Annotated in this window: 21 protein-coding genes and 1 pseudogene; 18 read left to right on the forward strand and 4 right to left on the reverse strand. The window is 66.3% G+C overall.

What is annotated here, in order from left to right; genetic code table 11:
• The first annotated feature begins 13 nt into the window (after positions 1-13).
• The 5 genes from AC3A4E_RS08455 (at position 14) to lon (ending at position 7,328) form a co-directional block, all read left to right on the forward strand.
• Positions 14-775, forward strand: coding sequence for a Bax inhibitor-1/YccA family protein (locus tag AC3A4E_RS08455; protein ID WP_487631048.1), 762 nt, complete (start codon positions 14-16; stop codon positions 773-775).
• 481 nt (positions 776-1,256) lie between these two features.
• Positions 1,257-2,564 carry a trigger factor gene (gene tig, locus AC3A4E_RS08460; RefSeq protein ID WP_487631049.1) on the forward strand — a complete coding sequence of 436 codons (1,308 nt, stop codon included), beginning with the start codon at positions 1,257-1,259 and terminating at the stop codon, positions 2,562-2,564.
• Positions 2,565-2,623: 59 nt separating this feature from the next.
• The gene (gene clpP, locus AC3A4E_RS08465) at positions 2,624-3,250 is read left to right on the forward strand and encodes an ATP-dependent Clp endopeptidase proteolytic subunit ClpP (protein ID WP_487631050.1); all 627 of its coding nucleotides are present in this window, start codon (positions 2,624-2,626) and stop codon (positions 3,248-3,250) included.
• Positions 3,251-3,363: 113 nt separating this feature from the next.
• A complete protein-coding gene (gene clpX / locus AC3A4E_RS08470; RefSeq protein ID WP_487631051.1) occupies positions 3,364-4,650 on the forward strand; it encodes an ATP-dependent Clp protease ATP-binding subunit ClpX in 1,287 nt (428 codons plus the stop codon).
• A 224-nt stretch (positions 4,651-4,874) separates the two neighbouring features.
• The gene (gene lon / locus AC3A4E_RS08475; protein ID WP_487631052.1) at positions 4,875-7,328 is read left to right on the forward strand and encodes an endopeptidase La; all 2,454 of its coding nucleotides are present in this window, start codon (positions 4,875-4,877) and stop codon (positions 7,326-7,328) included.
• 127 nt (positions 7,329-7,455) lie between these two features.
• Here lon and AC3A4E_RS08480 read toward each other — a convergent pair whose 3' ends face one another.
• On the reverse strand, positions 7,456-7,797 hold the full coding sequence (locus AC3A4E_RS08480; protein ID WP_487631053.1) for a hypothetical protein: 342 nt from the start codon (positions 7,795-7,797) through the stop codon (positions 7,456-7,458).
• A gap of 26 nt (positions 7,798-7,823) precedes the next feature.
• Positions 7,824-8,396 (reverse strand): Smr/MutS family protein, encoded by a 573-nt coding sequence (locus AC3A4E_RS08485; RefSeq protein WP_487631054.1) that lies wholly within the window; start codon positions 8,394-8,396, stop codon positions 7,824-7,826.
• A gap of 123 nt (positions 8,397-8,519) precedes the next feature.
• Here AC3A4E_RS08485 and surE point away from each other — a divergent pair, with 123 nt between their 5' ends.
• Genes surE through AC3A4E_RS08505 form a run of 4 tightly spaced genes read left to right on the forward strand, consistent with a single transcriptional unit; the run spans position 8,520 to position 11,315 of the window.
• Positions 8,520-9,302, forward strand: coding sequence for a 5'/3'-nucleotidase SurE (surE, locus tag AC3A4E_RS08490; RefSeq protein WP_310234967.1), 783 nt, complete (start codon positions 8,520-8,522; stop codon positions 9,300-9,302).
• On the forward strand, positions 9,299-9,994 hold the full coding sequence (locus tag AC3A4E_RS08495) for a protein-L-isoaspartate(D-aspartate) O-methyltransferase (protein WP_487631055.1): 696 nt from the start codon (positions 9,299-9,301) through the stop codon (positions 9,992-9,994). Before surE ends, AC3A4E_RS08495 begins: the two co-directional genes overlap by 4 nt.
• A 17-nt stretch (positions 9,995-10,011) precedes the next feature.
• Positions 10,012-10,578, forward strand: coding sequence for a YqaA family protein (locus AC3A4E_RS08500; RefSeq protein ID WP_487631056.1), 567 nt, complete (start codon positions 10,012-10,014; stop codon positions 10,576-10,578).
• On the forward strand, positions 10,575-11,315 hold the full coding sequence (locus AC3A4E_RS08505; RefSeq protein WP_487631057.1) for a peptidoglycan DD-metalloendopeptidase family protein: 741 nt from the start codon (positions 10,575-10,577) through the stop codon (positions 11,313-11,315). The genes AC3A4E_RS08500 and AC3A4E_RS08505 overlap by 4 nt, the downstream gene beginning before the upstream one ends.
• A 214-nt stretch (positions 11,316-11,529) precedes the next feature.
• Here AC3A4E_RS08505 and AC3A4E_RS08510 read toward each other — a convergent pair whose 3' ends face one another.
• Both AC3A4E_RS08510 and yhbY read right to left on the reverse strand, forming a co-directional pair.
• On the reverse strand, positions 11,530-11,919 hold the full coding sequence (locus AC3A4E_RS08510; protein WP_487631058.1) for an Mth938-like domain-containing protein: 390 nt from the start codon (positions 11,917-11,919) through the stop codon (positions 11,530-11,532).
• An 18-nt stretch (positions 11,920-11,937) separates the two neighbouring features.
• Complete coding sequence (gene yhbY, locus AC3A4E_RS08515; RefSeq protein WP_487631059.1) at positions 11,938-12,243, reverse strand: ribosome assembly RNA-binding protein YhbY; 306 nt, start codon at positions 12,241-12,243, stop codon at positions 11,938-11,940.
• Positions 12,244-12,324: 81 nt separating this feature from the next.
• Here yhbY and rlmE point away from each other — a divergent pair, with 81 nt between their 5' ends.
• The 9 genes and pseudogenes from rlmE (at position 12,325) to hflX (ending at position 21,019) form a co-directional block, all read left to right on the forward strand.
• Positions 12,325-12,957 (forward strand): 23S rRNA (uridine(2552)-2'-O)-methyltransferase RlmE, encoded by a 633-nt coding sequence (gene rlmE / locus AC3A4E_RS08520; RefSeq protein ID WP_487631060.1) that lies wholly within the window; start codon positions 12,325-12,327, stop codon positions 12,955-12,957.
• Positions 12,958-13,008: 51 nt separating this feature from the next.
• Positions 13,009-14,934: an ATP-dependent zinc metalloprotease FtsH gene (gene ftsH / locus AC3A4E_RS08525; protein WP_487631061.1), complete on the forward strand. Its 1,926-nt coding sequence runs from the start codon at positions 13,009-13,011 to the stop codon at positions 14,932-14,934.
• Positions 14,935-15,172: 238 nt separating this feature from the next.
• Positions 15,173-15,220 (forward strand): annotated as a pseudogene (locus AC3A4E_RS08530) (hypothetical protein); the annotation flags it as partial.
• A 147-nt stretch (positions 15,221-15,367) separates the two neighbouring features.
• A complete protein-coding gene (locus tag AC3A4E_RS08535) occupies positions 15,368-15,568 on the forward strand; it encodes a glycine zipper domain-containing protein (protein ID WP_487631062.1) in 201 nt (66 codons plus the stop codon).
• Positions 15,568-16,467 carry a dihydropteroate synthase gene (gene folP / locus AC3A4E_RS08540; RefSeq protein WP_487631063.1) on the forward strand — a complete coding sequence of 300 codons (900 nt, stop codon included), beginning with the start codon at positions 15,568-15,570 and terminating at the stop codon, positions 16,465-16,467. Before AC3A4E_RS08535 ends, folP begins: the two co-directional genes overlap by 1 nt.
• Before the next feature lie 163 nt (positions 16,468-16,630).
• Positions 16,631-18,142: a sodium/proline symporter PutP gene (gene putP, locus AC3A4E_RS08545; protein WP_487631064.1), complete on the forward strand. Its 1,512-nt coding sequence runs from the start codon at positions 16,631-16,633 to the stop codon at positions 18,140-18,142.
• Between the two features lie 115 nt (positions 18,143-18,257).
• Positions 18,258-19,226, forward strand: coding sequence for a tRNA (adenosine(37)-N6)-dimethylallyltransferase MiaA (gene miaA, locus AC3A4E_RS08550; RefSeq protein ID WP_487632042.1), 969 nt, complete (start codon positions 18,258-18,260; stop codon positions 19,224-19,226).
• 168 nt (positions 19,227-19,394) lie between these two features.
• Positions 19,395-19,679, forward strand: a complete 285-nt coding sequence (gene hfq, locus AC3A4E_RS08555) for an RNA chaperone Hfq (RefSeq protein WP_487631065.1) — start codon at positions 19,395-19,397, stop codon at positions 19,677-19,679.
• A gap of 20 nt (positions 19,680-19,699) precedes the next feature.
• Entirely contained in the window at positions 19,700-21,019 is a 1,320-nt protein-coding gene (hflX, locus tag AC3A4E_RS08560) for a ribosome rescue GTPase HflX (protein WP_487631066.1), read from the forward strand.
• Positions 21,020-21,066: the final 47 nt, after the last annotated feature.

Consider the following 21,066-nt stretch of genomic DNA (forward strand, 5'->3'; position numbering starts at 1 on the left):
AGGGGCGAAACTCATGCGCAGCGGCAATCCCGCACTGAAGGAATCCACCTTCCTCGATCTCGCCAGCGGCAGTGTCGTCTCGCGCGACAGCGAGGCGATGACCCTCAACGGCACCGTCAACAAGACCGGCTTCCTGCTGTTGCTGACAGTGCTCACCGCAGCCTTTGCGTGGTCGCAGGTCGAGTTCGGCGTCGACGGCCGTCCGCAGCCGGGCTTCGGCATGTACATGTGGGGCGGCCTGATCGGCGGCTTCATCCTGGCCATGATCACGGTGTTCAAGAAAGAGTGGGCGCCGGTCACTGCACCTGCCTATGCCCTGGTGGAAGGCTTCTTCCTCGGCGCGATTTCGGCGATGTACAACTTCATGTACGACGGCATCGTGCTGCAGGCGGTGATGCTGACCTTCGGCACGCTGTTCGCGCTGCTGTTCGCCTATCGCAGCGGTCTGATCAAGGCCACCGAGAACTTCAAGCTCGGCGTCGTCGCGGCTACGGGCGGCATCGCGCTGGTGTATCTGGCGACCATCGCGCTGGGCTTCTTCGGTGTCTCGATCCCGCTGATCCACGAATCGGGTCTGGTGGGTATCGGTTTCAGCCTGTTCGTGATCGTCATCGCTGCGCTGAACCTTGTGCTGGATTTCGATTTCATCGAAACCGGCGTCGAGCAGGGCGCACCGAAGTACATGGAGTGGTACGGCGCGTTCGGCCTGATGGTCACGCTGGTGTGGCTGTACATCGAGTTTCTGCGTCTGCTGTCGAAGCTCCAGCAGCGCTGAGCCTGCTCACAGCTGTTTCCGGAAAAGGCGCCTGCGGGCGCCTTTTCTTTGGATGGTCGTTCCCGGCAAACGCACCCGGCCCCGGGCGCGCGCGACGCACCACCATCCGCTCCGGTCCGGTCCGGTCCGGCTGCTTTCCGGGCTGGAGTCGCCTGGCGCGATGCGACAGGGGGAGGCAGTCGTGACCGCGCAATGGCGGGCGGTGTCTGTTCTTCCAGTGGACCAGCGTCCGTCGGCGGTCACCTGGGACGGCGCATTGCCCACCGCCGCTCCCCTCCGTCGCCTGATCTGCGCAGTCTGCGTCACGGGCCTTTGGCGAGGCGGTGGCGCCCGCTCGGCGAAGCGGTGGCGGCGAGGGCCTGAATCAGCCAAACTAGTCCGTTCCGTCGTCTGCCTCACCAGGCAGGCGGCCGGCAGAGCACAGAACGAATTCCCAATAGTCAGATGACATGCGGCACCGTCCGCAAGCGCAGGAGTGGATATGCAAGTTTCGGTCGAATCGCTGGGTAGCCTGGAACGCAAGATGACGTTCCGCGTGCCGTCCGAACGCCTGGAGACCCAGGTCGGTGGCCGTCTGCGCGAAATCGCGCGGACCACCCGTCTCAAGGGTTTCCGTCCCGGCAAGGTGCCGGCCAAGGTCGTCGAGCAGCGCTTCGGCGAGCAGGTCCGGGCCGAAGAGCTCGACCGTCTGCTGCGCGAGGGCTTCGACCAGGCCGTGCGCGAGAACGAGCTGAAGATCGCCGGCGCCCCGCGCATCGCGCCGGAAGGCGAGGCGGGCGAGGGCGAACTGGCCTTCACCGCGACCTTCGAGATCGTGCCGGACTTCGGCGACATAGAGCTCGAGAAGCTGGAAGTCGTGCGTCACACGGCCGAAGTGGCCGAGGACGACATCGACCGCATGATCGAGAACCTGCGCCTGCAGCGTCGCAGCTGGAGCGCGGTCACGCGTGGCGCCCAGCAGGGTGACGCGGTCGATGTCGAGACCTGGTCGCAGATCGGCGACGACCGCCTGCCGGCCGAAGGCGCCGAGCGTGGCGTCACCGTGCTCGGCTCGGGCGCGATGTACCCGGAGATCGAAGACGCGCTGGTCGGCCTGGCCAAGGGCGACGAGAAGGCGGTCGAGGTGAGCTTCCCCGCCGACTGGCGCGTGCCGCAGCTGGCCGGCAAGCAGGCGACCGTGCACGTCAAGGTCGAGCAGGTCTCCGAACAGCAGCTTCCGGAAGTCGACCAGGCGTTTATCCGCAGCTTCGGTGTCAAGAGCGGCGAGATGACCCAGTTCCGCGCCGAGATCCGCAGCAACCTGGAGCGTGAGCTCAAGGGTGCGCTGATGAACCGTCTGCGTCGCGAAGTCGGTGAGCAGCTGGTCGCGGCGTTCGCGCACGTCGAACTGCCGCCCAAGCTGGTCGAGTCCGAGGCGCAGTCGCTGCTGCGCCAGACCGTCGAGCAGGCCCGTCGCAACGGCCAGAACCCGAACGTCGCCGCCGACGCGCACAACGAGTTCCTCGAGCCGGCGCGCAAGCGCGTCCTCGTCGGCCTGCTGGTGGGCGAAGTTGCCCGTCGCAACCAGCTCAAGCTCGACCCCAAGCGCGTGAACGAAACGATGCGCCTGATCGCCTCGACCTACGAAGAGCCGCAGCAGGTCATTGAGATGTACCGCAACGACCCCCAGCTGATGTCGGGTCTGCAGAACCGTGTGATGGAAGAGCAGGTGATCGACTGGATCGCCGAGCGCGCCAAGCACACGGAGCAGTCGTTGAGCTTCCAGGACGCGATCGGCCCGCAGGGCTGAACCACGCGCACTCCGTCCGGTCCATGTGGGCCGGACGCTCCTCCGACGGAAATTGATTGATGAGCATCGAGACGAAAGCCCTCAACCTGGTGCCGATGGTGGTCGAGCAGACCAGCCGCGGCGAGCGCGCGTACGACATCTATTCGCGCCTGTTGAAGGAACGCGTGATCTTCCTGGTCGGCGGCATCGACGACCACATGGCGAACGTGATCGTCGCCCAGTTGCTGTTCCTCGAGGCGGAAAACCCCGAGAAGGACATCAACCTGTACATCAACTCGCCCGGCGGCATCGTTACGGCGGGCATGGCGATCTACGACACCATGCAGTTCATCAAGCCGGACGTCAGCACGATCTGCATCGGCCAGGCGGCCAGCATGGGCGCGCTGCTGCTGTCGGCGGGCGCCGCGGGCAAGCGTTATGCGCTGCCGAATTCGCGCGTGATGATCCACCAGCCGCTCGGCGGCTTCCAGGGCCAGGCGACGGATATCGATATCCACGCCCGGGAAATCCTGTCGATGAAGCAGCGTCTGAACGAAATCATGGCCCACCATACCGGCCAGCCGCTCGAGACGATCACGCACGACACCGAGCGCGATAACTTCAAGAGTGCGCAGGCTGCGCGCGACTACGGCCTGGTCGACCAGGTGCTCGAGCGTCGTCCCGAAGACACCATCACGCCTGCCTGATACCGGCTAAGCGATTGATTCAACACGCATCTGTCGCCCGGCGCACTCCGCGTGGAGGCGCTGGTCGCTGTGCTATTCTCGAAACGTAACCGCAACACAGATTTGGCGAAGGCATGAGCGAAGACCGTCAGGGTCGTTCCGGCGACAGCAACAAGATCCTCTACTGTTCTTTCTGCGGAAAGAGCCAGCATGAGGTGCGCAAGCTGATTGCGGGTCCCAGCGTGTTCATCTGCGATGAGTGCGTCGAGCTCTGCAACGACATCATTCGCGAGGAACTCGAAGAGAAGGCGCAGTCGGCGCGCAGCTCGCTGCCCAAGCCGCGCGAGATCCTCGAAGTGCTCGACCAGTACGTCATCGGCCAGCGACGGGCCAAGAAGACGTTGGCGGTGGCGGTCTACAACCACTACAAGCGCATCGAGAGCCGCAGCAAGAACGACGAAGTTGAGCTCGCGAAGTCCAACATCCTGCTGATCGGCCCGACCGGTTCGGGCAAGACGCTGCTGGCCGAAACGCTGGCGCGTCTGCTCAACGTGCCGTTCACGATGGCCGACGCCACGACGCTGACCGAAGCCGGCTATGTCGGTGAGGACGTCGAGAACATCATCCAGAAGCTGCTGCAGAAGTGCGACTACGACGCCGAGAAGGCGCAGCAGGGCATCGTCTACATCGACGAGATCGACAAGATCTCGCGCAAGAGCGAGAACCCGTCGATCACGCGCGACGTGTCCGGCGAAGGCGTGCAGCAGGCGCTGCTCAAGCTCATCGAAGGCACGGTCGCAAGCGTGCCGCCGCAGGGCGGTCGCAAGCACCCGCAGCAGGAATTCCTGCAGGTCGACACCAAGAACATTCTGTTCATCGTCGGCGGCGCGTTCGCGGGCCTCGACAAGGTGATCCAGGCGCGCAGCACCGACGCCAGCGGTATCGGCTTCGGCGCCAAGCTCAAGAGCTCCGAGCGCAAGGCGGAAGTGGGCAAGGTGCTGGCGGAGGTCGAGCCGGAAGATCTGATCAAGTTCGGCCTGATCCCCGAGTTCGTCGGCCGCCTGCCGGTCGTGGCGACGCTCGAGGAGCTGGACGAAGCCGCACTGATCCAGATCCTCACCGAGCCCAAGAACGCTATCAGCAAGCAGTTCAAGAAGCTGTTCGAGATGGAAGGCGTGGAACTGGAGTTCCGTCAGGACGCGCTCTCGGCGATCGCCAAGAAGGCGATCAAGCGCAAGACCGGTGCCCGCGGTCTGCGGACGATCGTCGAATCGGTGCTGCTCGACACGATGTACGACCTGCCGTCGCTGGAGAATGTCAGCAAGGTTGTCGTCGACGAGTCGGTCATCGAGCACAAGTCCGAGCCGTACCTGATCTACGAAACACCCCCGGCCGAGCAGAAGGCCGCGTCCGGCGACTGAGTCCGCGACCGGAACGAAATGTTCCGGGTGACGCATCATTCGCAGTTCGCGCGTCGTGCAAACGGTCAACCAAGCGCCGCAGGCTCCCTGAGCCTGCGGCGCTTTTGCATATGGGGTGGAACGCGCGCTTGCATCCCGGTCTGCCGCGCCCCATAAACGGGTGCAGGGTGGCGGTAGCGCCGCCGAGACCGTCCCGCCGGACGGCGCCAGACCGAGGAACGACGATGCCCCCACGCAGCACCCCCGAAACCCACGAACTGCCGGTCCTGCCGTTGCGCGATGTCGTCGTGTTTCCGCACATGGTCATCCCGCTGTTCGTCGGCCGCGACAAGTCGATCCGCGCGCTCGACATCGCCATGGAAGCCGACAAGCGCATCCTGCTGGTGGCCCAGAAGTCCGCTGACATCGACGACCCGGGCGCCGAGGATCTCTATAGCATCGGCACCCTGGCCACGGTGCTGCAGTTGCTGAAGCTGCCCGACGGCACGATCAAGGTGCTGGTCGAGGGCACCGAGCGGGTCAACCTGCGCGACATCCGCGAGAACGAGGGCGCGCTGGCCGGTACGGGCATGGCGGTGCCGCCCGTGGAGTCGCGTGAGCCGCGCGAGGTCGAGGCCATCGCGCGTTCGCTGATGAGCCTGTTCGAGCAGTACGTCAAGACGAACCGCAAGCTGCCGCCCGAGTTGCTGCAGACACTGGCCGGCATCGACGAGCCCGCGCGTCTGGCTGACACCGTCGCCGCGCACCTGGGCGTGCGCCTGGCCGACAAGCAGCGGTTGCTCGAAGCGACCGATACCGCCGACCGTCTGGAACTGCTGGTCGGTTTCGTCGATGGCGAGATCGACGTGCAGCAGATGGAGAAGCGCATCCGCGGCCGCGTGAAGTCGCAGATGGAGAAGTCGCAGCGCGAGTACTACCTCAACGAACAGATGAAGGCGATCCAGAAGGAGCTGGGCGAGATCGACGATGCGCCGAGCGACATCGACGAGATCGCGCGCAAGATCTCCGAGGCCGGCATGCCGAAGGCGGTCGAGACCAAGGCCAAGGCCGAGTTCAACAAGCTCAAGCAGATGCCGCCGATGTCGGCCGAAGCGTCGGTCGTGCGCAACTATCTCGACTGGCTGCTGGGCGTGCCGTGGAAGAAGCGCAGCAAGGTGCGCAAGGATCTGAAGTCCGCGCAGGACGTGCTCGACGCCGATCACTACGGCCTGGAGAAGGTCAAGGAACGCATCCTCGAGTACCTCGCGGTGCAGACGCGCGTGAAGCAGATGAAGGGCGCGATCCTGTGCCTCGTCGGCCCGCCCGGCGTGGGCAAGACCTCGCTCGGCCAGTCGATCGCGAAAGCGACGAACCGCAAGTTCACCCGCATGGCGCTGGGCGGTGTGCGTGACGAGGCCGAGATCCGCGGGCATCGTCGTACCTATGTCGGTTCGATGCCGGGCCGCATCGTGCAGAGCATGAACAAGGTCGGCACCAAGAACCCGCTGTTCCTGCTCGACGAGATCGACAAGATGTCGATGGACTTCCGCGGCGATCCGGCATCGGCGCTGCTGGAAGTGCTCGATCCCGAGCAGAACCACACCTTCAACGATCATTACCTCGAGGTCGATCTCGACCTGTCGGAAGTGATGTTTGTCGCGACGTCGAACTCGCTCAACATCCCCGGCCCGTTGCTCGACCGCATGGAAGTGATCCGGATCCCGGGTTACACCGAGGAAGAGAAGCTCAACATCGCCACGCGTTACCTGCTGCCCAAGCAGCTGAAGGCGAACGGGCTCAAGGTCGAGGAACTCGCCGTGTCCGAAGGTGCGGTGCGCGACATCGTGCGCTACTACACGCGCGAATCGGGCGTGCGCAACCTCGAGCGCGAGATCGCCAAGATCTGCCGCAAGGTGGTCAAGGAAATCGCGCTGGCCGGCCCTGTCGCCACGGGCAAGGGCAAGGCGAAGGGCATCAAGACGGTCAAGGTCACCGAGAAGAATCTCGACAGGTACCTCGGCGTGCAGCGTTTCGATTTCGGTCGCGCCGAGCAGGACAACGAGGTCGGTCTGGTCACCGGTCTGGCGTGGACGGAAGTCGGCGGCGATCTGCTGCAGATCGAAGCAACGCAGGTGCCGGGCAAGGGCCAGCTGATCCTCACCGGTCAGCTGGGTGATGTGATGAAGGAATCCGCGTCCGCGGCGATGTCGGTCGTGCGTTCGCGCGCCGAGCGCCTGGGCGTGGAGCTCGAAGTGCTGCAGAAGCACGACATCCACGTGCACGTGCCCGATGGTGCGACGCCGAAGGATGGTCCGAGTGCCGGTATTGCGATGGCGACGACGCTGGTGTCGCTGCTGACGAAGATTCCGGTCCGCGCGGACGTGGCGATGACCGGCGAGATCACCTTGCGTGGTCGCGTCACCGCGATCGGTGGACTCAAGGAGAAGCTGCTGGCTGCGCTGCGCGGTGGCATCAAGACCGTGATCATTCCCGAGGAGAACCGCAAGGATCTGTCCGACATCCCGAAGAACGTCACCGACGGCATGAAGATCGTGCCGGTGAAGTACATCGACGAGGTGCTGGATCTGGCGCTGGAGCGTCCGCTTCCGCCGCCGCCCGGTCAGAAGGTCGAGCGCAAGGCCACGCGCAAGGTCGTGCCGCGTGCCGAAGGTGCCAAGCGGACGCGCGTGAAGCACTGAGTCGCGCGCGCGAGCTGCAAGACCCGTCGGCCGTCGCTGCACATGCAGCGGCGGCCGTTTTCGTTGTGGGCTCTCCGGGCGGTCACCTGTCTCCGCATCGCGCGCCATCGACGCGGCGCGCCTGCGGTCACACAGCAGCTTGATCCTTCATGCGTCCGATCATGATGCTCGCGGCGACGTAGACCACGAGCAGCGCCGCGATGCAGGCGGGCGTCGCGATCCCCGCAAAGCCGAGACGTCGCGCGCGCGGGCGCGCGCCTTCCACGCGAGTAGCGCGGCACCACAGCCAGGCGCCCACGATCGACAGCACCGACGCAGGCAGCAGCGAGCCGAACGTCGTGACCATCCACAGCAGGCCCAGCGACGGCGTGCCGGACGAGTACCGCAGCCACATCCACATCTGGGCGAGTGCCGGAATCAGCCAGGCGACGACGCCCAGCGCAATCGCGGCGACTTTCAGACGGGACATGTCGCGTGGGACCACGCGTGACGCGCTCAGCGCTGCCGCGGCCGCAGCAACACCAGCACCGCGCCGGCGCCGCCCTGACCGCCGGGTGCACTGTGGAAGGCGAGTACGTCGGCACGTTGCCGTAACAGGCGATCGACGAGGTTCTTGAGGATCGGCGCATCGGGCGACGAGTTCAGGCCCTTGCCGTGGATCACGCGCACGCAGCCCACGCCGGCGTCGATCGCATCGCGCAGGAACAGACGCAATAAAGCAGTCGCCTGGTTCGCATCGCTGTGGTGCAGGTCGAGTTCTTCCTGCGCAGCGTATTCGCCGCGGCCGAGCCGCTTCAGCACGCGCGGTGAGATCTCGTCGCGGCGGTACTGCATCGTGTCGCCGCCGCCCAACAACGGGCCGTCCAGCAGTTGCCTGAATTCGCTGCGTGCTTCGGCATCGTCGCGTTCGGCCATGCGCGTCGACGGGCGCGGTTTCGGCGCCTGCGGCGGTAATTGGGCGGCCGGCAGCTCGCGGACCGGGCCGATCGCATTGCGGAACAGCGCGGCATCGTCGTCGTCATCGGACGGCGGTGCAGGTGGATCCGGGCGGTGGCGTCCTCGTTGCATGTCGATAGCGTAGCGGCGCGCGCGTCCGCCTGCAGTCTCCGGTTCCATCCGGAATGGGGCAGGGGAGATGCATCCGGTATCATGGCGATCTTGTCCGACGGCTCGGGGCCTCTAGAACGATCCATGCGCGTACTGGTCAGCAACGATGACGGCGTCGACGCTCCGGGAATCCGGATTCTTGCCCAGGGTCTGCGCGATGCCGGCCATGAAGTGCTGGTCGTCGCACCCGATCGCGACCGTTCCGGCGCGAGCAACTCGCTCACGCTCGACATGCCGCTGCGCACCGTGCAGGTCGATGCCTGCACCTGGCGCGTGCACGGCACGCCGACGGACTGCGTGCATGTCGCGATCACCGGCCTGCTCGAACTCGAGCCGGACATCGTGGTCTCGGGCATCAACAACACCGCGAATCTCGGCGACGACGTGATCTATTCCGGCACCGTCGCCGCCGCGATGGAAGGCCGCTTTCTCGGTCTTCCCGCAGTGGCGATGTCGCTGGTCACGCGCAACCACGATGGCAAGCATTACGAGACTGCCGCGCGCGCCGCGGTCGAGATCGTCGCGCGCCTGAAGGCTGACCCGCTGCCCGCCGACACGATTCTCAACGTCAACGTGCCGGACGTGCCGTGGGACGAACTCGCCGGTTTCGAGGTCACGCGTCTGGGCAACCGCCATCGCGCCGAGCCGTGCACGTCGATCGATGATCCGCGTGGCCGCACCTGGTGGTGGATCGGCGCTGCAGGTCCCGAACAGGACGCCGGCCCCGGCACCGATTTCCACGCCGTGCGCACGCAGCACATCGCGATCACGCCGATCCATGTCGACCTCACGCGCTACCAGGCGCTCGAGCACGTCGCCAGTTGGGTCGGTGGACTCGAAGCGGACCTCAAGGCGACCCAGGCGTGACGGCGCGGATGCGCCTGCAGCCCGAAGCGGTCGGCGTCGGGATGACCTCGCAACGCGTGCGTGACCGCCTGATCGAACGTCTGCGCGATGGCGCGCATCCCGGTGGTGGCATCAGCGACGAACGCGTGCTCAACGCGATCCGCACCGTGCCGCGGCATCTGTTCGTCGATGAGGCGCTGGCGACGCGCGCCTACGAAGACACCGCGCTGCCGATCGGTCACGGGCAGACGATTTCGCAGCCGTGGGTGGTCGCGCGCATGACCGAAGCGCTGCTCGCGAACGGCATGCCGGGCAGGGTGCTCGAAGTCGGCACCGGTTCCGGTTACCAGGCGACGATCCTCGCCGCGCTCGGCATCGAAGTGCACACCGTCGAGCGCATCGGCGAACTGCTGCGCATCGCGCGCAAGCGTTTCCGCTCGCTGGGCCTCAACGTGCGCAGCAAGCACGACGACGGCCGCATCGGCTGGCCGGAGAACGGCCCCTTCGACGGCATCATCGTCACCGCTGCCGGCCCTGCGCTGGTCGAAGCATTGACCGAGCAGCTCGCCCCGGGCGGCACGCTGGTCGCACCGGTCGGCGCACCGGGTTCGCAACGTCTGCTGGTGCTGCGCAGGCACGCCGATGGGCAGATCGAACAGCAGGATGTCGCCGCCGTCGCGTTTGTACCTTTGTTGTCTGGATACGTGGACTGATGCAGCTGTTTGCAAGGATGTACGACACCACGCTCGCGTGGGCCCGCCACCGTCATGCGCCGCGTTACCTCACTCTGATGAGCGCTGCCGAGTCAGTGGTCTTTCCGATTCCGCCCGACGTCATGCTCGCGCCGATGTCGCTGGCCAAGCCCAGGGCCTGGTGGCGGTTCGCGCTGCTGTGCACGCTTGGGTCAGTTGTCGGTGGTCTGCTGGGGTATGTCATCGGCCACTTCGCGCTGGATCTGGCCTGGCCATGGATCGTGCGCATGGGCTGGCAACCGGCGTTCGAGAATATCCAGGCGCTGTTCCTCGAACACGGCTTGCTGTTCGTGTTCATCGCGGCATTCACGCCGATTCCGTACAAGGTGTTCACGATCGCGTCGGGTTCGCTCGGGGTGGGCCTGCTACCGTTCATCGTCGGCTCGTTGCTCGGACGCGGTGCACGCTTCTTTCTCGTCGCGGGCCTGATGGCCTGGGGTGGCCCGAAGTTCGAACCGATGCTTAAGCGGTATATCGAGTGGCTCGGCTGGTTGATGGTGGGCCTGGTGGCCATTGGACTGATCTGGTGGGAGATGCGTGGATGAGGAAGCTCGGAGTGGTGCTGGCGGTGGGCCTGCTGACGGCCTGTGGCACCAGTACGGTGATCCGCGAAGGCGGATCCGCGCGCGCGACCTCGACACCGAAGCCCGGTGAGACCGCAACCGTGCAGCGCGGTGACACCGTGTATCGCATTGCGACCAATAACGGCATCAGCGCGCTCGATCTGGCGACCTGGAACAACATCCGCGCGCCGTACACGATCTACCCCGGGCAGCGCCTGCGCCTGTACCCCGGCAGTGGCAGCGCGCCGCCGGCGCGTCCCGCGTCCTCTTCGACAGCGCAGCGCCCGTCCTCGGCACGGCCCACGCAGTCGGCGCCGCAACCCGTCGCCGCCGCGCCTGCGAGCAGTCCGTTCCGTTGGCAGTGGCCAACGGCCGGTCAGATCGTCGGCCGCTATGTCGCCAACGACCCGACCAAGCAGGGTGTCGATATCGCCGGCACCGCCGGCCAGCCGGTCAATGCGGCTGCGGAGGGCGTCGTGGTGTACTCGGGCGCCGGTCTGGTGGGCTATGGCGAGCTGATCATCGTCAAGCACGACGAGCAGTGGCTGACCGCCTACGGCCACAACCGCACCCGCAAGGTCAACGAGGGCGAGCGCGTCCGCGCCGGCCAGCAGATCGCCGAACTGGGGCGCACCGGCGCCGCACGCGACATGCTGCACTTCGAGATCCGCTACAACGGCAAGCCTGTGGATCCGCTGACCTATCTCCCGGCACGCTGAGCATCGGTTTCGGGTTCCGGCCGGGCGGGAGGCTTAGTGCGCCTCCCGCTCGTCAATGTCGCGGTCCAGCGGACCATGTGCTGCAGACCTCACGCGCTGCAGCAGCAAGCAGGTCGATCTGCTGACGCGTCTGCCAGCGCACTGATCGTTACTCTCGAGTGCAGCAGTCCGGTGCCGTCGGCCACGCGGGCCGGCGTGGTGTCCCGGTGTCGGCTCAGCGTGCGGCGGTGTCGCCGGACAGCACGAATGCCGCAACCACGCGCCGACCTTCTCCCGCCAGCACGTTGAACGTACGCGCTGCGGCGGCATTGGTCATCGCTTCGAGGCCGATACCGCGCGACAGGCATGCCGCCATCGTCGCGGGTGGCGGAAAGCCCTGGGTCTCACCGGTGCCGAGCAGAACGACTTCCGGCTCCAGCGCCAGCACTTGGGCGAGGGCGTCGATGTCGAGCGAGCGGACATCCGTCACCGGCCAGTCCTCGACGAGGCTGCGTGGGGCGACGATGAAGCTGCGGCTCAGGCGGCGGTCGTTGACCAGCGCCAGGCGCCCGTCAGCACCGCGCAGGACGTAATCGAAATCAGGCGATTCGAGATTGAGCTGCATGCCGTCTCCGCCGACGGCTCAGGAGCGCGGCAACACGATCTGGCGACGGTCTTTGCTCTGGCGGTACAGGATCGCCACGTGGCCGATGCGCTGGACGAGTTCGGACGCGGTGCGGCCGGCCAGGTCGGCGATCATCGCGTCCCGCTCCTCGCGGTCCGACGCGCCGACCTTGACCTTGATCAGTTCGTGATGCTCGAGGGCGGCATCGATTTCGGCGACCAGCGCCTCGGTGATGCCTTTGCCGCCTACCTGCAACATGGCTTTGATGCCATGGGCCTGGCCGCGCAGAAAACGGGTCTGGGCAGCGGTCAGGGCATTACTCATGGATGAACCGATCGGGGGAATGAAAGCGACCGGCAGGATATCATGGCCACCGGACGCACCTGTCCCGCATTCGAGCCGTTGATGGCCTCCCGCAGCAAAAGCAGCCAGCGCTGGCTGAAAGAACATTTCTCCGATCCCTTCGTGAAGAAGGCCCAGAAGGACGGCCTGCGTTCGCGCGCCGCCTACAAGCTCGAAGAGCTGGTCGAACGCGACCGCCTGCTCAAGCCGGGCATGGTCGTGGTCGATCTGGGCGCGGCGCCGGGCGGCTGGTCGCAGTGGGTCCGTCAGGCGCTCGGCGACTCCGGACGGGTGATCGCGCTCGACATCCTCGACATGCCCACCCTGGCCGGCGTGGAGTTCCTTCACGGGGATTTTCGCGAGGATGCGGTCCTCTCGATGCTCGAATCCACGCTGGGTGGTCAGCAGGTGGACCTTGTGTTGTCCGACATGGCCCCCAACAAGAGTGGCATCGATGCAGTTGATCAGCCCCGCGCAATGCACCTGGCGGAACTGGCGATGGATTTCGCGGACAACCACTTGCGCACCGGCGGCACTTTCCTGATCAAGCTCTTCCAGGGCACCGAGTTCGACGATTACGTGCGCAATCTGCGGCGGCGTTACACGAAGCTGTCGATCCGCAAGCCGGCTGCATCCCGGCAGCGTTCGCCGGAAGTCTATGCGCTGGCGCAGGGCAAGCTGGCGGTGATGAAGTAGCATGACGCCGATTCAAACGCTCCACCGAACTCTCCACGAGAACCCCGAAACATGAACGATCTGGTCAAGAATCTGCTGCTCTGGGTGGTCGTCGCCGTCGTACTGATGGTGATCTTCCAGAGCTTCAGCCCCAGAACCGGCGCAGGCGGGCAGGACGTCCAGTACTCGCAGTTCATGGAGCAGGTCCGTCGCGACCAGATCGGCTCGGTGAAGATCGCCGAAGACGAACGCACCATCACGTTCGAGAGCAAGGGCGGCCAGAGCGGCACGGTCATCGCACCGCGTCGCGACGATCGCATGATCGACGACCTGATGAACCACAACGTCGCGATCGAGCAGGCGCCGCCGTCGAGCGGCATTTCGCTGGGTTACATCCTGATCCAGCTGCTGCCGGTCGCGCTGATCATCGGCTTCTGGTTCTTCATGATGCGGCAGATGCAGCAGGGCGGCGGCAAGGGCGCGATGTCCTTCGGCAAGTCCCGCGCAAAGCTGCTCAATGAAGAGCAGACCAAGATCACCTTCGCCGACGTCGCCGGTTGCGACGAAGCCAAGGAAGAAGTGTCGGAACTGGTCGAATTCCTGCGCGATCCGTCGCGCTTCCAGAAGCTCGGCGGCAAGATTCCGCGCGGCGTGCTGATGGTCGGCCCGCCCGGTACCGGCAAGACGCTGCTCGCCAAGGCGATCGCCGGCGAGGCCAAGGTGCCGTTCTTCTCGATCTCCGGTTCGGACTTCGTCGAGATGTTCGTCGGCGTCGGCGCGAGCCGCGTGCGCGACATGTTCGAGCAGGCCAAGAAGCAGGCGCCGTGCATCATCTTCATCGACGAAATCGACGCGGTGGGCCGTCATCGCGGCGCCGGTCTCGGCGGTGGGCATGACGAGCGCGAGCAGACGCTCAACCAGTTGCTGGTCGAGATGGATGGCTTCGAGGGTGGCGAGGGCGTGATCGTCGTCGCCGCGACCAACCGTCCCGACGTGCTCGATCCCGCGCTGCTGCGTCCGGGCCGTTTCGACCGCCAGGTCGTCGTGGGTCTGCCGGACGTCAAGGGCCGCGAGCAGATCCTCAAGGTGCACATGCGCAAGGTGCCGCTGGACGAGGACGTGCAGCCTCTCGTCGTCGCCCGTGGTACGCCCGGCTTCTCGGGTGCTGACCTGGCGAATCTCGTCAACGAGGCGGCGCTGTTCGCCGCGCGCGAGAACGGAAAGGAGGTCCGCATGGACCACTTCGACCGTGCCCGCGACAAGATCCTGATGGGTGCCGAGCGCCGTTCGATGGCGATGAGCGAGGACGAGAAGACGCTGACCGCCTATCACGAGGCCGGCCACGCGATCGTCGGTCGTCTCGTGCCCGAGCACGATCCGGTCTACAAGGTCACGATCATTCCGCGCGGCCGCGCGCTCGGCGTCACCATGTATCTGCCGGAAGGCGACCGCTACTCGATGAACCGTGTAGCGATCGAATCGCAGCTGTGCTCGCTGTACGGCGGCCGTGTGGCCGAAGAGCTGATCTTCGGCGTCGACAAGGTCACCACCGGCGCATCGAACGACATCGAGCGTGCGACCAAGATGGCCCGCAACATGGTCACCAAGTGGGGTCTGTCGGACGAGCTCGGCCCGATCGCCTATGGCGAAGAGGACGACGAGGTGTTCCTGGGCCGTTCGGTTACCCAGCACAAGTCGGTTTCCGATGACACCGCGCGCCGTATCGACGAGGTCGTGCGCACGATCCTCGACAAGGCCTACAACCGTACGACCGAGCTGCTGACCGCGAACATCGACAAGCTGCACGCGATGTCCAAGCTGCTGCTCGAGTACGAAACCATCGACGTGCCGCAGATCGACGCGATCATGGAAGGCCGCGATCCGCCGCCGCCCATGGGCTGGGCCAAGGCGAACGCCGACAAGAACGACGACAGCGGCGACAAGGGCGGCAACCGCCCGCTGCAGCCGCCGATCGGTGGTCCGGCCGAACAGGCCTGATCGCAGTCGCAAGTGTCACCAGAAGGCCGGGCGAACCCCGGCCTTCTGCGTGTCCGGGCCTGTGGATCCGCCGCAGGATGGGCGTCGCGCAGCCACATCCCCTGTCCGTGACCGGACGCGCACTGCGCACGCGTCCACCCGATGACCGCGGCATGACCGGTGGCACGGTGAAAGGCCCCGTGTCGTATTTCCCTCGATCGAGAAGACCTGCGGGCAACCGGTCGCGCACTGGTTCTCGCTGCTCGACGGTGTCGCCGACCGCGCGCGCATGCAGCAGGCCGCGTTCCTCAAGAACGAGCATGGCATCGGACACGGGCATGCGAACGCGCTGGTGGCGGCCCACCGCGCGCAGCGTGATTGCGGCCTCCGTGCTTGCGATGCGTGCAGGGGTCGGCCAGAGTCGCCGCTGGTGTATCGCAAGCGGGAGAGCACGATGTCCGGACAGAAACCGAAATTCCGATATCCACTGTTGCCGATCGGCATCGGTGCCGGTGTGGCGATCGGCGTCGCCATGGGCTCGGCATTCGACAATGTGTCCATCGGTGTCGCGATCGGTGTGGCACTCGGCGTCGTGTTCGGCATGAGCCGGCGCGTGGTGACGACCGAACAGAACGACCGCAAGGGCGAACGCTGATGTTCGATACCGCGCCGCAGCTTGACTGCAATGGCCGCGTGCTGCGGCTCGACCGCCCACGCGTGATGGGCATCGTCAATGTCACGCCCGATTCGTTCTCGGACGGCGGCACGCATGACACGACCGATGCGGCGATCGCGCACGGTATGCGCCTGGCGGAGGCGGGCGCCGACATGCTCGATGTCGGCGGCGAATCCACCCGTCCAGGCGCCGACGCGGTTTCCGTCGAAGAGGAGCTGCGACGTGTGGTGCCGGTGATCGAGGGTCTGGTCGCCCGCACCGCGCTGCCGATCAGCATCGACACCTCCAAACCCGAGGTCATGCGTGCTGCGGTCGCGGCCGGCGCGGGCCTGATCAACGACGTCTACGGCCTGCGTCGCGATGGCGCGCTCGAAGCCGCCGCGTCGCTCGGCGTGCCGGTCGTGCTGATGCACATGCTCGGCGAACCGGGCGACATGCAGGCGGCACCCGACTACGACGATGTCGTCGGCGAGGTGCATCGTTTCTTGGCCGAGCGCATCTTTTCCGCCGAGATGGCCGGTATCGCACGCAAGCACATCGTGGTCGATCCCGGCTTCGGATTCGGCAAGACCACCACACACAACATGACCCTGCTGGCGCAGTTCGCACGGTTTCTCGAACTCGGCGTGCCGGTGCTCGCCGGTCTGTCGCGCAAGCGCAGCATCGGCGAGCTGACGGGGCGCGACGTGCCGTCCGAGCGCGCGGCCGGATCCGTGGCCGCGCACCTGATCGCCGCGCAGAACGGCGCCCGCATCCTGCGCGTGCATGATGTCGCCGAAACCGTTGATGCGTTGAAGATCTGGCTCGCGGTGGATGCGGTGCCCACCCCGCGCGCAGCGACGCCGAAGCCCGCGATCAGCTGGCCCGACGACGCCTGACCGGCCCCGGCACGCGTCCGGTCACGGCGCGCTGTCCTGCATCGGATACGGGGTGGTCAGCGCTGCCCGGGACTGACCGCAAGGTGGGTCTGCGTTAGGCTGGTGCACCGCCGTGGCAGTCGCCGCGGCGTTTTCCGTGTCGTGTCACACCACAGGAGGCCCCGTGCTCAGATCCAATACGCCGACCATCGTCATGTTCCTCGTCTATCTGGCGGTGATGGTCGTGATCGGATTCGTGGCCTGGCGCCGGACCAAGAGTTTCGACGACTACATCATCGGTGGACGCAGTCTCGGCCCGGGCGTGACCGCGTTGTCGGCTGGCGCCTCGGACATGAGCGGCTGGCTGATGATGGGCCTGCCCGGCGCGATCTTCCTCAGTGGCGTGTCGGAGGCGTGGATCGCCGTCGGCCTGCTGCTCGGCGCCTATCTCAACTGGCGTTTCGTCGCCGGTCCCCTGCGCGTCTACACCGAGCGCACCGGCAATGCGCTGACGTTGCCGGACTTCCTGACCAACCGTTTCGATGACCGCAGCCGCATCCTGCGCGTGTTCACCGCGGTGGTGATCCTGGTGTTCTTCGCGATCTACTGCGCGTCGGGCGTGGTCGCGGGTGCGCGTCTGTTCGAGAGCGTGTTCGGCCTGACCTATGGCCAGGCGATCTGGCTGGGCGCGTCGGTCACCGTGCTTTACACCCTGGTCGGCGGCTTCCTGGCCGTGAGCTGGACCGATGTGGCGCAGGGCATGATGATGCTGTTCGCGCTGTTGCTGGCGCCGATCCTGGTCTTCATGCACACCGGCGGTTTCGACGCCAGCATCGATCTGATCCGCGCCAACGATCCGCTGCAGCTCGACTGGTTCCGCGGCGGCAATCTGGGCTTCATCGGCATCATTTCGCTGCTCGCCTGGGCGCTGGGTTACTTCGGCCAGCCGCACATCCTGGTGCGTTTCATGGCGGCGCAGAGCGTGCACACGATTCCCACCGCGCGCCGCATCGGCATGAGCTGGATGTTGTTGTGCATGATCGGCGCGATGTCGGTTGGTTTCTTCGGTATCGCCTACTTCGAGACCAATGCATCGCTGGCCGCGCCGGTACTCGAGAATCCCGAGCGTGTCTTCATCACGCTGGTCGAGCTGCTGTTCAATCCCTGGGTTGCCGGCATCATCCTGGCCGCGATTCTCGCTGCGGTCATGAGCACGCTGTCGAGCCAGTTGCTGGTGTGTTCCAGCGTGCTGTCCGAAGACCTGTATCGCGGGTTCTTCCGCAAGCACGCGCCGCAGAGCGAACTGGTCTGGGTGGGACGTGCCAGCGTGCTGGCGGTGTCGGTCCTCGCGATCTGGATGGCGCGCGATCCGGACAGCCGCGTGCTGGGCCTGGTGTCGTACGCGTGGGCCGGCTTCGGTTCGGCCTTCGGCCCGGTGTTGCTGCTGGCGCTGTTCTGGAAGCGCATGACCCGCAACGGCGCGATCGCCGGCATGCTGACCGGCGCGTTGATGGTGATTTTCTGGAAGGAGATTGTCGTCAACCGCATGGGCTCGGAGCTGTACGAGATGATCCCCGGCTTCCTGTCGGCGACCGCTGCGATCATCGGCGTCAGCCTGCTGGGCCGCGCGCCGTCGGCCGAAGTGCAGGCCACGCACGAGCAGGTGCAGCTGTCGCTGAAGGAAACCGGGTACTGACGATGGGGTGGGGTGTGTGCCTTGCGTTGCCGTCGTGCCGTCCCGGCAAGCCGCGGAGACCGGTGGTGGCCTGCCTGCACACGCGGGCGCAGGCGCGTGTGACGTGACGGATGTTATGGCCAGCGCCGGCTCGACGCCGGATCCGCGCCCGCGCGCCATCGCCCTGATGGGGCCGACGGCATCTGGCAAGACCGCGCTCGCGCTGGACTGGGCGGCGCGCTTCGGCGGTGAGATCGTCAGTGTCGATTCGGCGCTCGTCTACCGCGGCCTCGACATCGGTGCGGCCAAGCCCGATGCCGCCGAGCGTGCACGCGTGCCGCACCACCTGCTCGATCTCCGCGACCCGTGGCAGACCTATTCGGCCGCAGAGTTCGCGCGCGATGCGCGTGCGGCCGTTGTGGACATCCTCGCGCGTGGTCGCGTGCCCATCCTTGCCGGTGGCACCGGCCTGTACTTCGCCGCATTGCTTGACGGTCTGTCGCCGATGCCGGAAGCCGATCCCGGGACGCGTGCCGCCATCGCCGACGAGGCGGCTTCGCTCGGCTGGCCCGCGCTGCATGCGCAACTCGCGACGCTCGATCCCGAGGCCGCCGCACGCATCAAGCCCGGCGACCTGCAGCGCATCCAGCGCGCACTCGAGGTGCACCGGCTGACCGGCATTCCGATCAGCGAGTGGCAGAAGCGGCCGAGCACGTCGCCGCCGTTTCCCGCGCAGGTCCTCGCGCTGGCGATCGCGCCGCCGCAGCGCGACATGCTGCATGCCCGCATCGCCACGCGTTTCGACGCGATGCTCGCTGCGGGATTTCTCGACGAGGTGCGGGCGCTGCGCGCGTGGCCGCAACTGCAGGCACATCCCGCGCCGCTGGAACTGCCGGCGATCCGCGCCGTCGGCTATCGCCAGGCCTGGGAGTTCCTCGACGGGCACGGCACTGCGGACGACTTCCGCGAGCGCGGCGTCGCCGCCACGCGGCAGTTGGCCAAACGCCAGTTCACCTGGCTGCGGGGGCGTGGCGGCGCGCGGTGGTTCGACCCGGCGACGCAACGCGACGCGCTGGACGCCGAGGTCGACAGCTTCCTGGCCTGAACCGGCTGCACGGCAGTCACGAATCACCGATCCGGCACAGTCTTCCACCCCCGGGAAGGCACACGGCCGGTACCCGGGCCGTGTAACATCGGCCGGTCGCCGTTCCGGGGAGCGGACGGTGACCCGGCCAACAGGTCATCAGAACAACAACTACGCTGGGGAAACACCATGTCCAAGGGGCAATCCTTGCAGGATCCTTTCCTGAACGCACTGCGCCGTGAGCGCGTGCCCGTCTCGATTTACCTCGTCAACGGCATCAAACTGCAGGGCACGATCGAATCCTTCGATCAGTTCGTGGTGCTGCTGCGCAACACCGTGAGCCAGATGGTCTACAAGCACGCGATCTCCACCGTGGTGCCTGCCCGCAACGTGCGAGTGGCGCCGGGTGGCGGACTCGTCCAGCCGTCCGACGTCGACGGCGAGGGCGACGAGGCCGAAGAGATCCAAGACTGACCCCGAGGTAGAAGACCACTTTGTTCGAACGCTCCCGAAAGGGTGAAAACGCGCTGCTGATCCAGCCGCATGCGCATGGCCCGGCCGATGAAGGCGCGTTGGAAGAGTTTTCCGAACTCGCCCGCTCGGCCGGTGCCCGTGTCGCCGTGGTCATTCCGGCCCGCATCGACAAGCCCAATGCCGCCACGCTGTTCGGCAGCGGCAAGCTCGACGAGATCAAGAGTGCGGCCGAGGCCACCGGCGCCGACCTGGTGCTGGTCAATCACCGGCTCACGCCGGGCCAGGAACGCAACCTCGAAAAGTTTCTCGAGCGTCGCGTGGTCGACCGCACTGGCCTGATCCTCGACATCTTCGCCCAGCGCGCCCGCAGCCATGAAGGCAAGCTGCAGGTCGAGCTGGCGCAGCTGCGCCACATGGCCACGCGCCTGGTTCGCGGCTGGACCCATCTGGAGCGTCAGCGCGGTGGTTCGATCGGCCTGCGCGGCCCGGGTGAAACCCAGCTCGAAACCGACCGTCGTCTGTTGCAGAAGCGGCTCGAACAGCTGCAGGCGCGCCTCGACAAAGTGGAAGTGCAGCGCACCCAGATGCGCCGTGCGCGCGTGCGCAGCGAGCTGCCGCGCGTGGCGCTGGTCGGTTACACCAATGCCGGCAAGTCCACGCTGTTCAACACGCTGACCGGCGCCGATGCCTACGCCGCCGACCAGCTGTTCGCCACGCTCGATCCCACCGTGCGTCGCGTCGATCTGTCCGGTGGCAGCGTGGTGCTGGCCGACACCGTCGGCTTCGTCCGCGACCTGCCGCACGAACTCGTCGCCGCGTTCCGTTCGACACTGAGCGAAGCGCGCGAGGCCGATCTGTTGCTGCACATCATCGACGCCGCCGATCCGCTGCGGAACGAGCGCATTGCCCAGGTCGATGCCGTGCTGGGCGAGATCGGCGCCGGCGATCTGCCGCAACTGCTGGTGTTCAACAAGATCGACCGCATCGAAGGCGCGACGCCGCGCTACGACCAGGACCCGAACGCGCTGGCCGATGACGCCGTACGCGAGAGCGTGTGGATTTCCGCGCGCGATGGTCTCGGTCTCGATCTGCTGGCGCAGGCGCTCGCGCGCCGGCTCGGCATGCGTCGCGTCGCCGGCGAAATCCGCCTGCCGCCCGAAGCTGGCCGGCTGCATGCGCGCCTGCATGCGCTCGAAGGCGTGCGTGCGGAGACGGCGGACGAATCGGGTTGGCTGCTGCAGGTGGACCTGGCGCATGCCGACGCCGCGCGTCTGGCCGCCCAGCCCGACGGCGAACCGCTGCGGTCGCTCTTGCCTCCGGACGAGGACGACCACATCTGATCCGTTCCGTGAGCGCGTGACTGCATGCGATGGGGCCCTGCCAGCAA

Source organism: Luteimonas sp. Soil_N_1 (genome assembly GCF_057656255.1).

Bases quoted from the DNA above. Each gene is read 5' to 3' on its own strand.
- AC3A4E_RS08455 (WP_487631048.1), top strand. From the start codon at position 14: ATGCGCAGCGGCAATCCCGCACTGAAGGAATCCACCTTCCTCGATCTC.
- tig (WP_487631049.1), top strand. From the start codon at position 1,257: ATGCAAGTTTCGGTCGAATCGCTGGGTAGCCTGGAACGCAAGATGACG.
- clpP (WP_487631050.1), top strand. From the start codon at position 2,624: ATGAGCATCGAGACGAAAGCCCTCAACCTGGTGCCGATGGTGGTCGAG.
- clpX (WP_487631051.1), top strand. From the start codon at position 3,364: ATGAGCGAAGACCGTCAGGGTCGTTCCGGCGACAGCAACAAGATCCTC.
- lon (WP_487631052.1), top strand. From the start codon at position 4,875: ATGCCCCCACGCAGCACCCCCGAAACCCACGAACTGCCGGTCCTGCCG.
- AC3A4E_RS08480 (WP_487631053.1), bottom strand. From the start codon at position 7,797: ATGTCCCGTCTGAAAGTCGCCGCGATTGCGCTGGGCGTCGTCGCCTGG.
- AC3A4E_RS08485 (WP_487631054.1), bottom strand. From the start codon at position 8,396: ATGCAACGAGGACGCCACCGCCCGGATCCACCTGCACCGCCGTCCGAT.
- surE (WP_310234967.1), top strand. From the start codon at position 8,520: ATGCGCGTACTGGTCAGCAACGATGACGGCGTCGACGCTCCGGGAATC.
- AC3A4E_RS08500 (WP_487631056.1), top strand. From the start codon at position 10,012: ATGTACGACACCACGCTCGCGTGGGCCCGCCACCGTCATGCGCCGCGT.
- AC3A4E_RS08505 (WP_487631057.1), top strand. From the start codon at position 10,575: ATGAGGAAGCTCGGAGTGGTGCTGGCGGTGGGCCTGCTGACGGCCTGT.
- AC3A4E_RS08510 (WP_487631058.1), bottom strand. From the start codon at position 11,919: ATGCAGCTCAATCTCGAATCGCCTGATTTCGATTACGTCCTGCGCGGT.
- yhbY (WP_487631059.1), bottom strand. From the start codon at position 12,243: ATGAGTAATGCCCTGACCGCTGCCCAGACCCGTTTTCTGCGCGGCCAG.
- rlmE (WP_487631060.1), top strand. From the start codon at position 12,325: ATGGCCTCCCGCAGCAAAAGCAGCCAGCGCTGGCTGAAAGAACATTTC.
- ftsH (WP_487631061.1), top strand. From the start codon at position 13,009: ATGAACGATCTGGTCAAGAATCTGCTGCTCTGGGTGGTCGTCGCCGTC.
- AC3A4E_RS08535 (WP_487631062.1), top strand. From the start codon at position 15,368: ATGTCCGGACAGAAACCGAAATTCCGATATCCACTGTTGCCGATCGGC.
- folP (WP_487631063.1), top strand. From the start codon at position 15,568: ATGTTCGATACCGCGCCGCAGCTTGACTGCAATGGCCGCGTGCTGCGG.
- miaA (WP_487632042.1), top strand. From the start codon at position 18,258: ATGGCCAGCGCCGGCTCGACGCCGGATCCGCGCCCGCGCGCCATCGCC.
- hfq (WP_487631065.1), top strand. From the start codon at position 19,395: ATGTCCAAGGGGCAATCCTTGCAGGATCCTTTCCTGAACGCACTGCGC.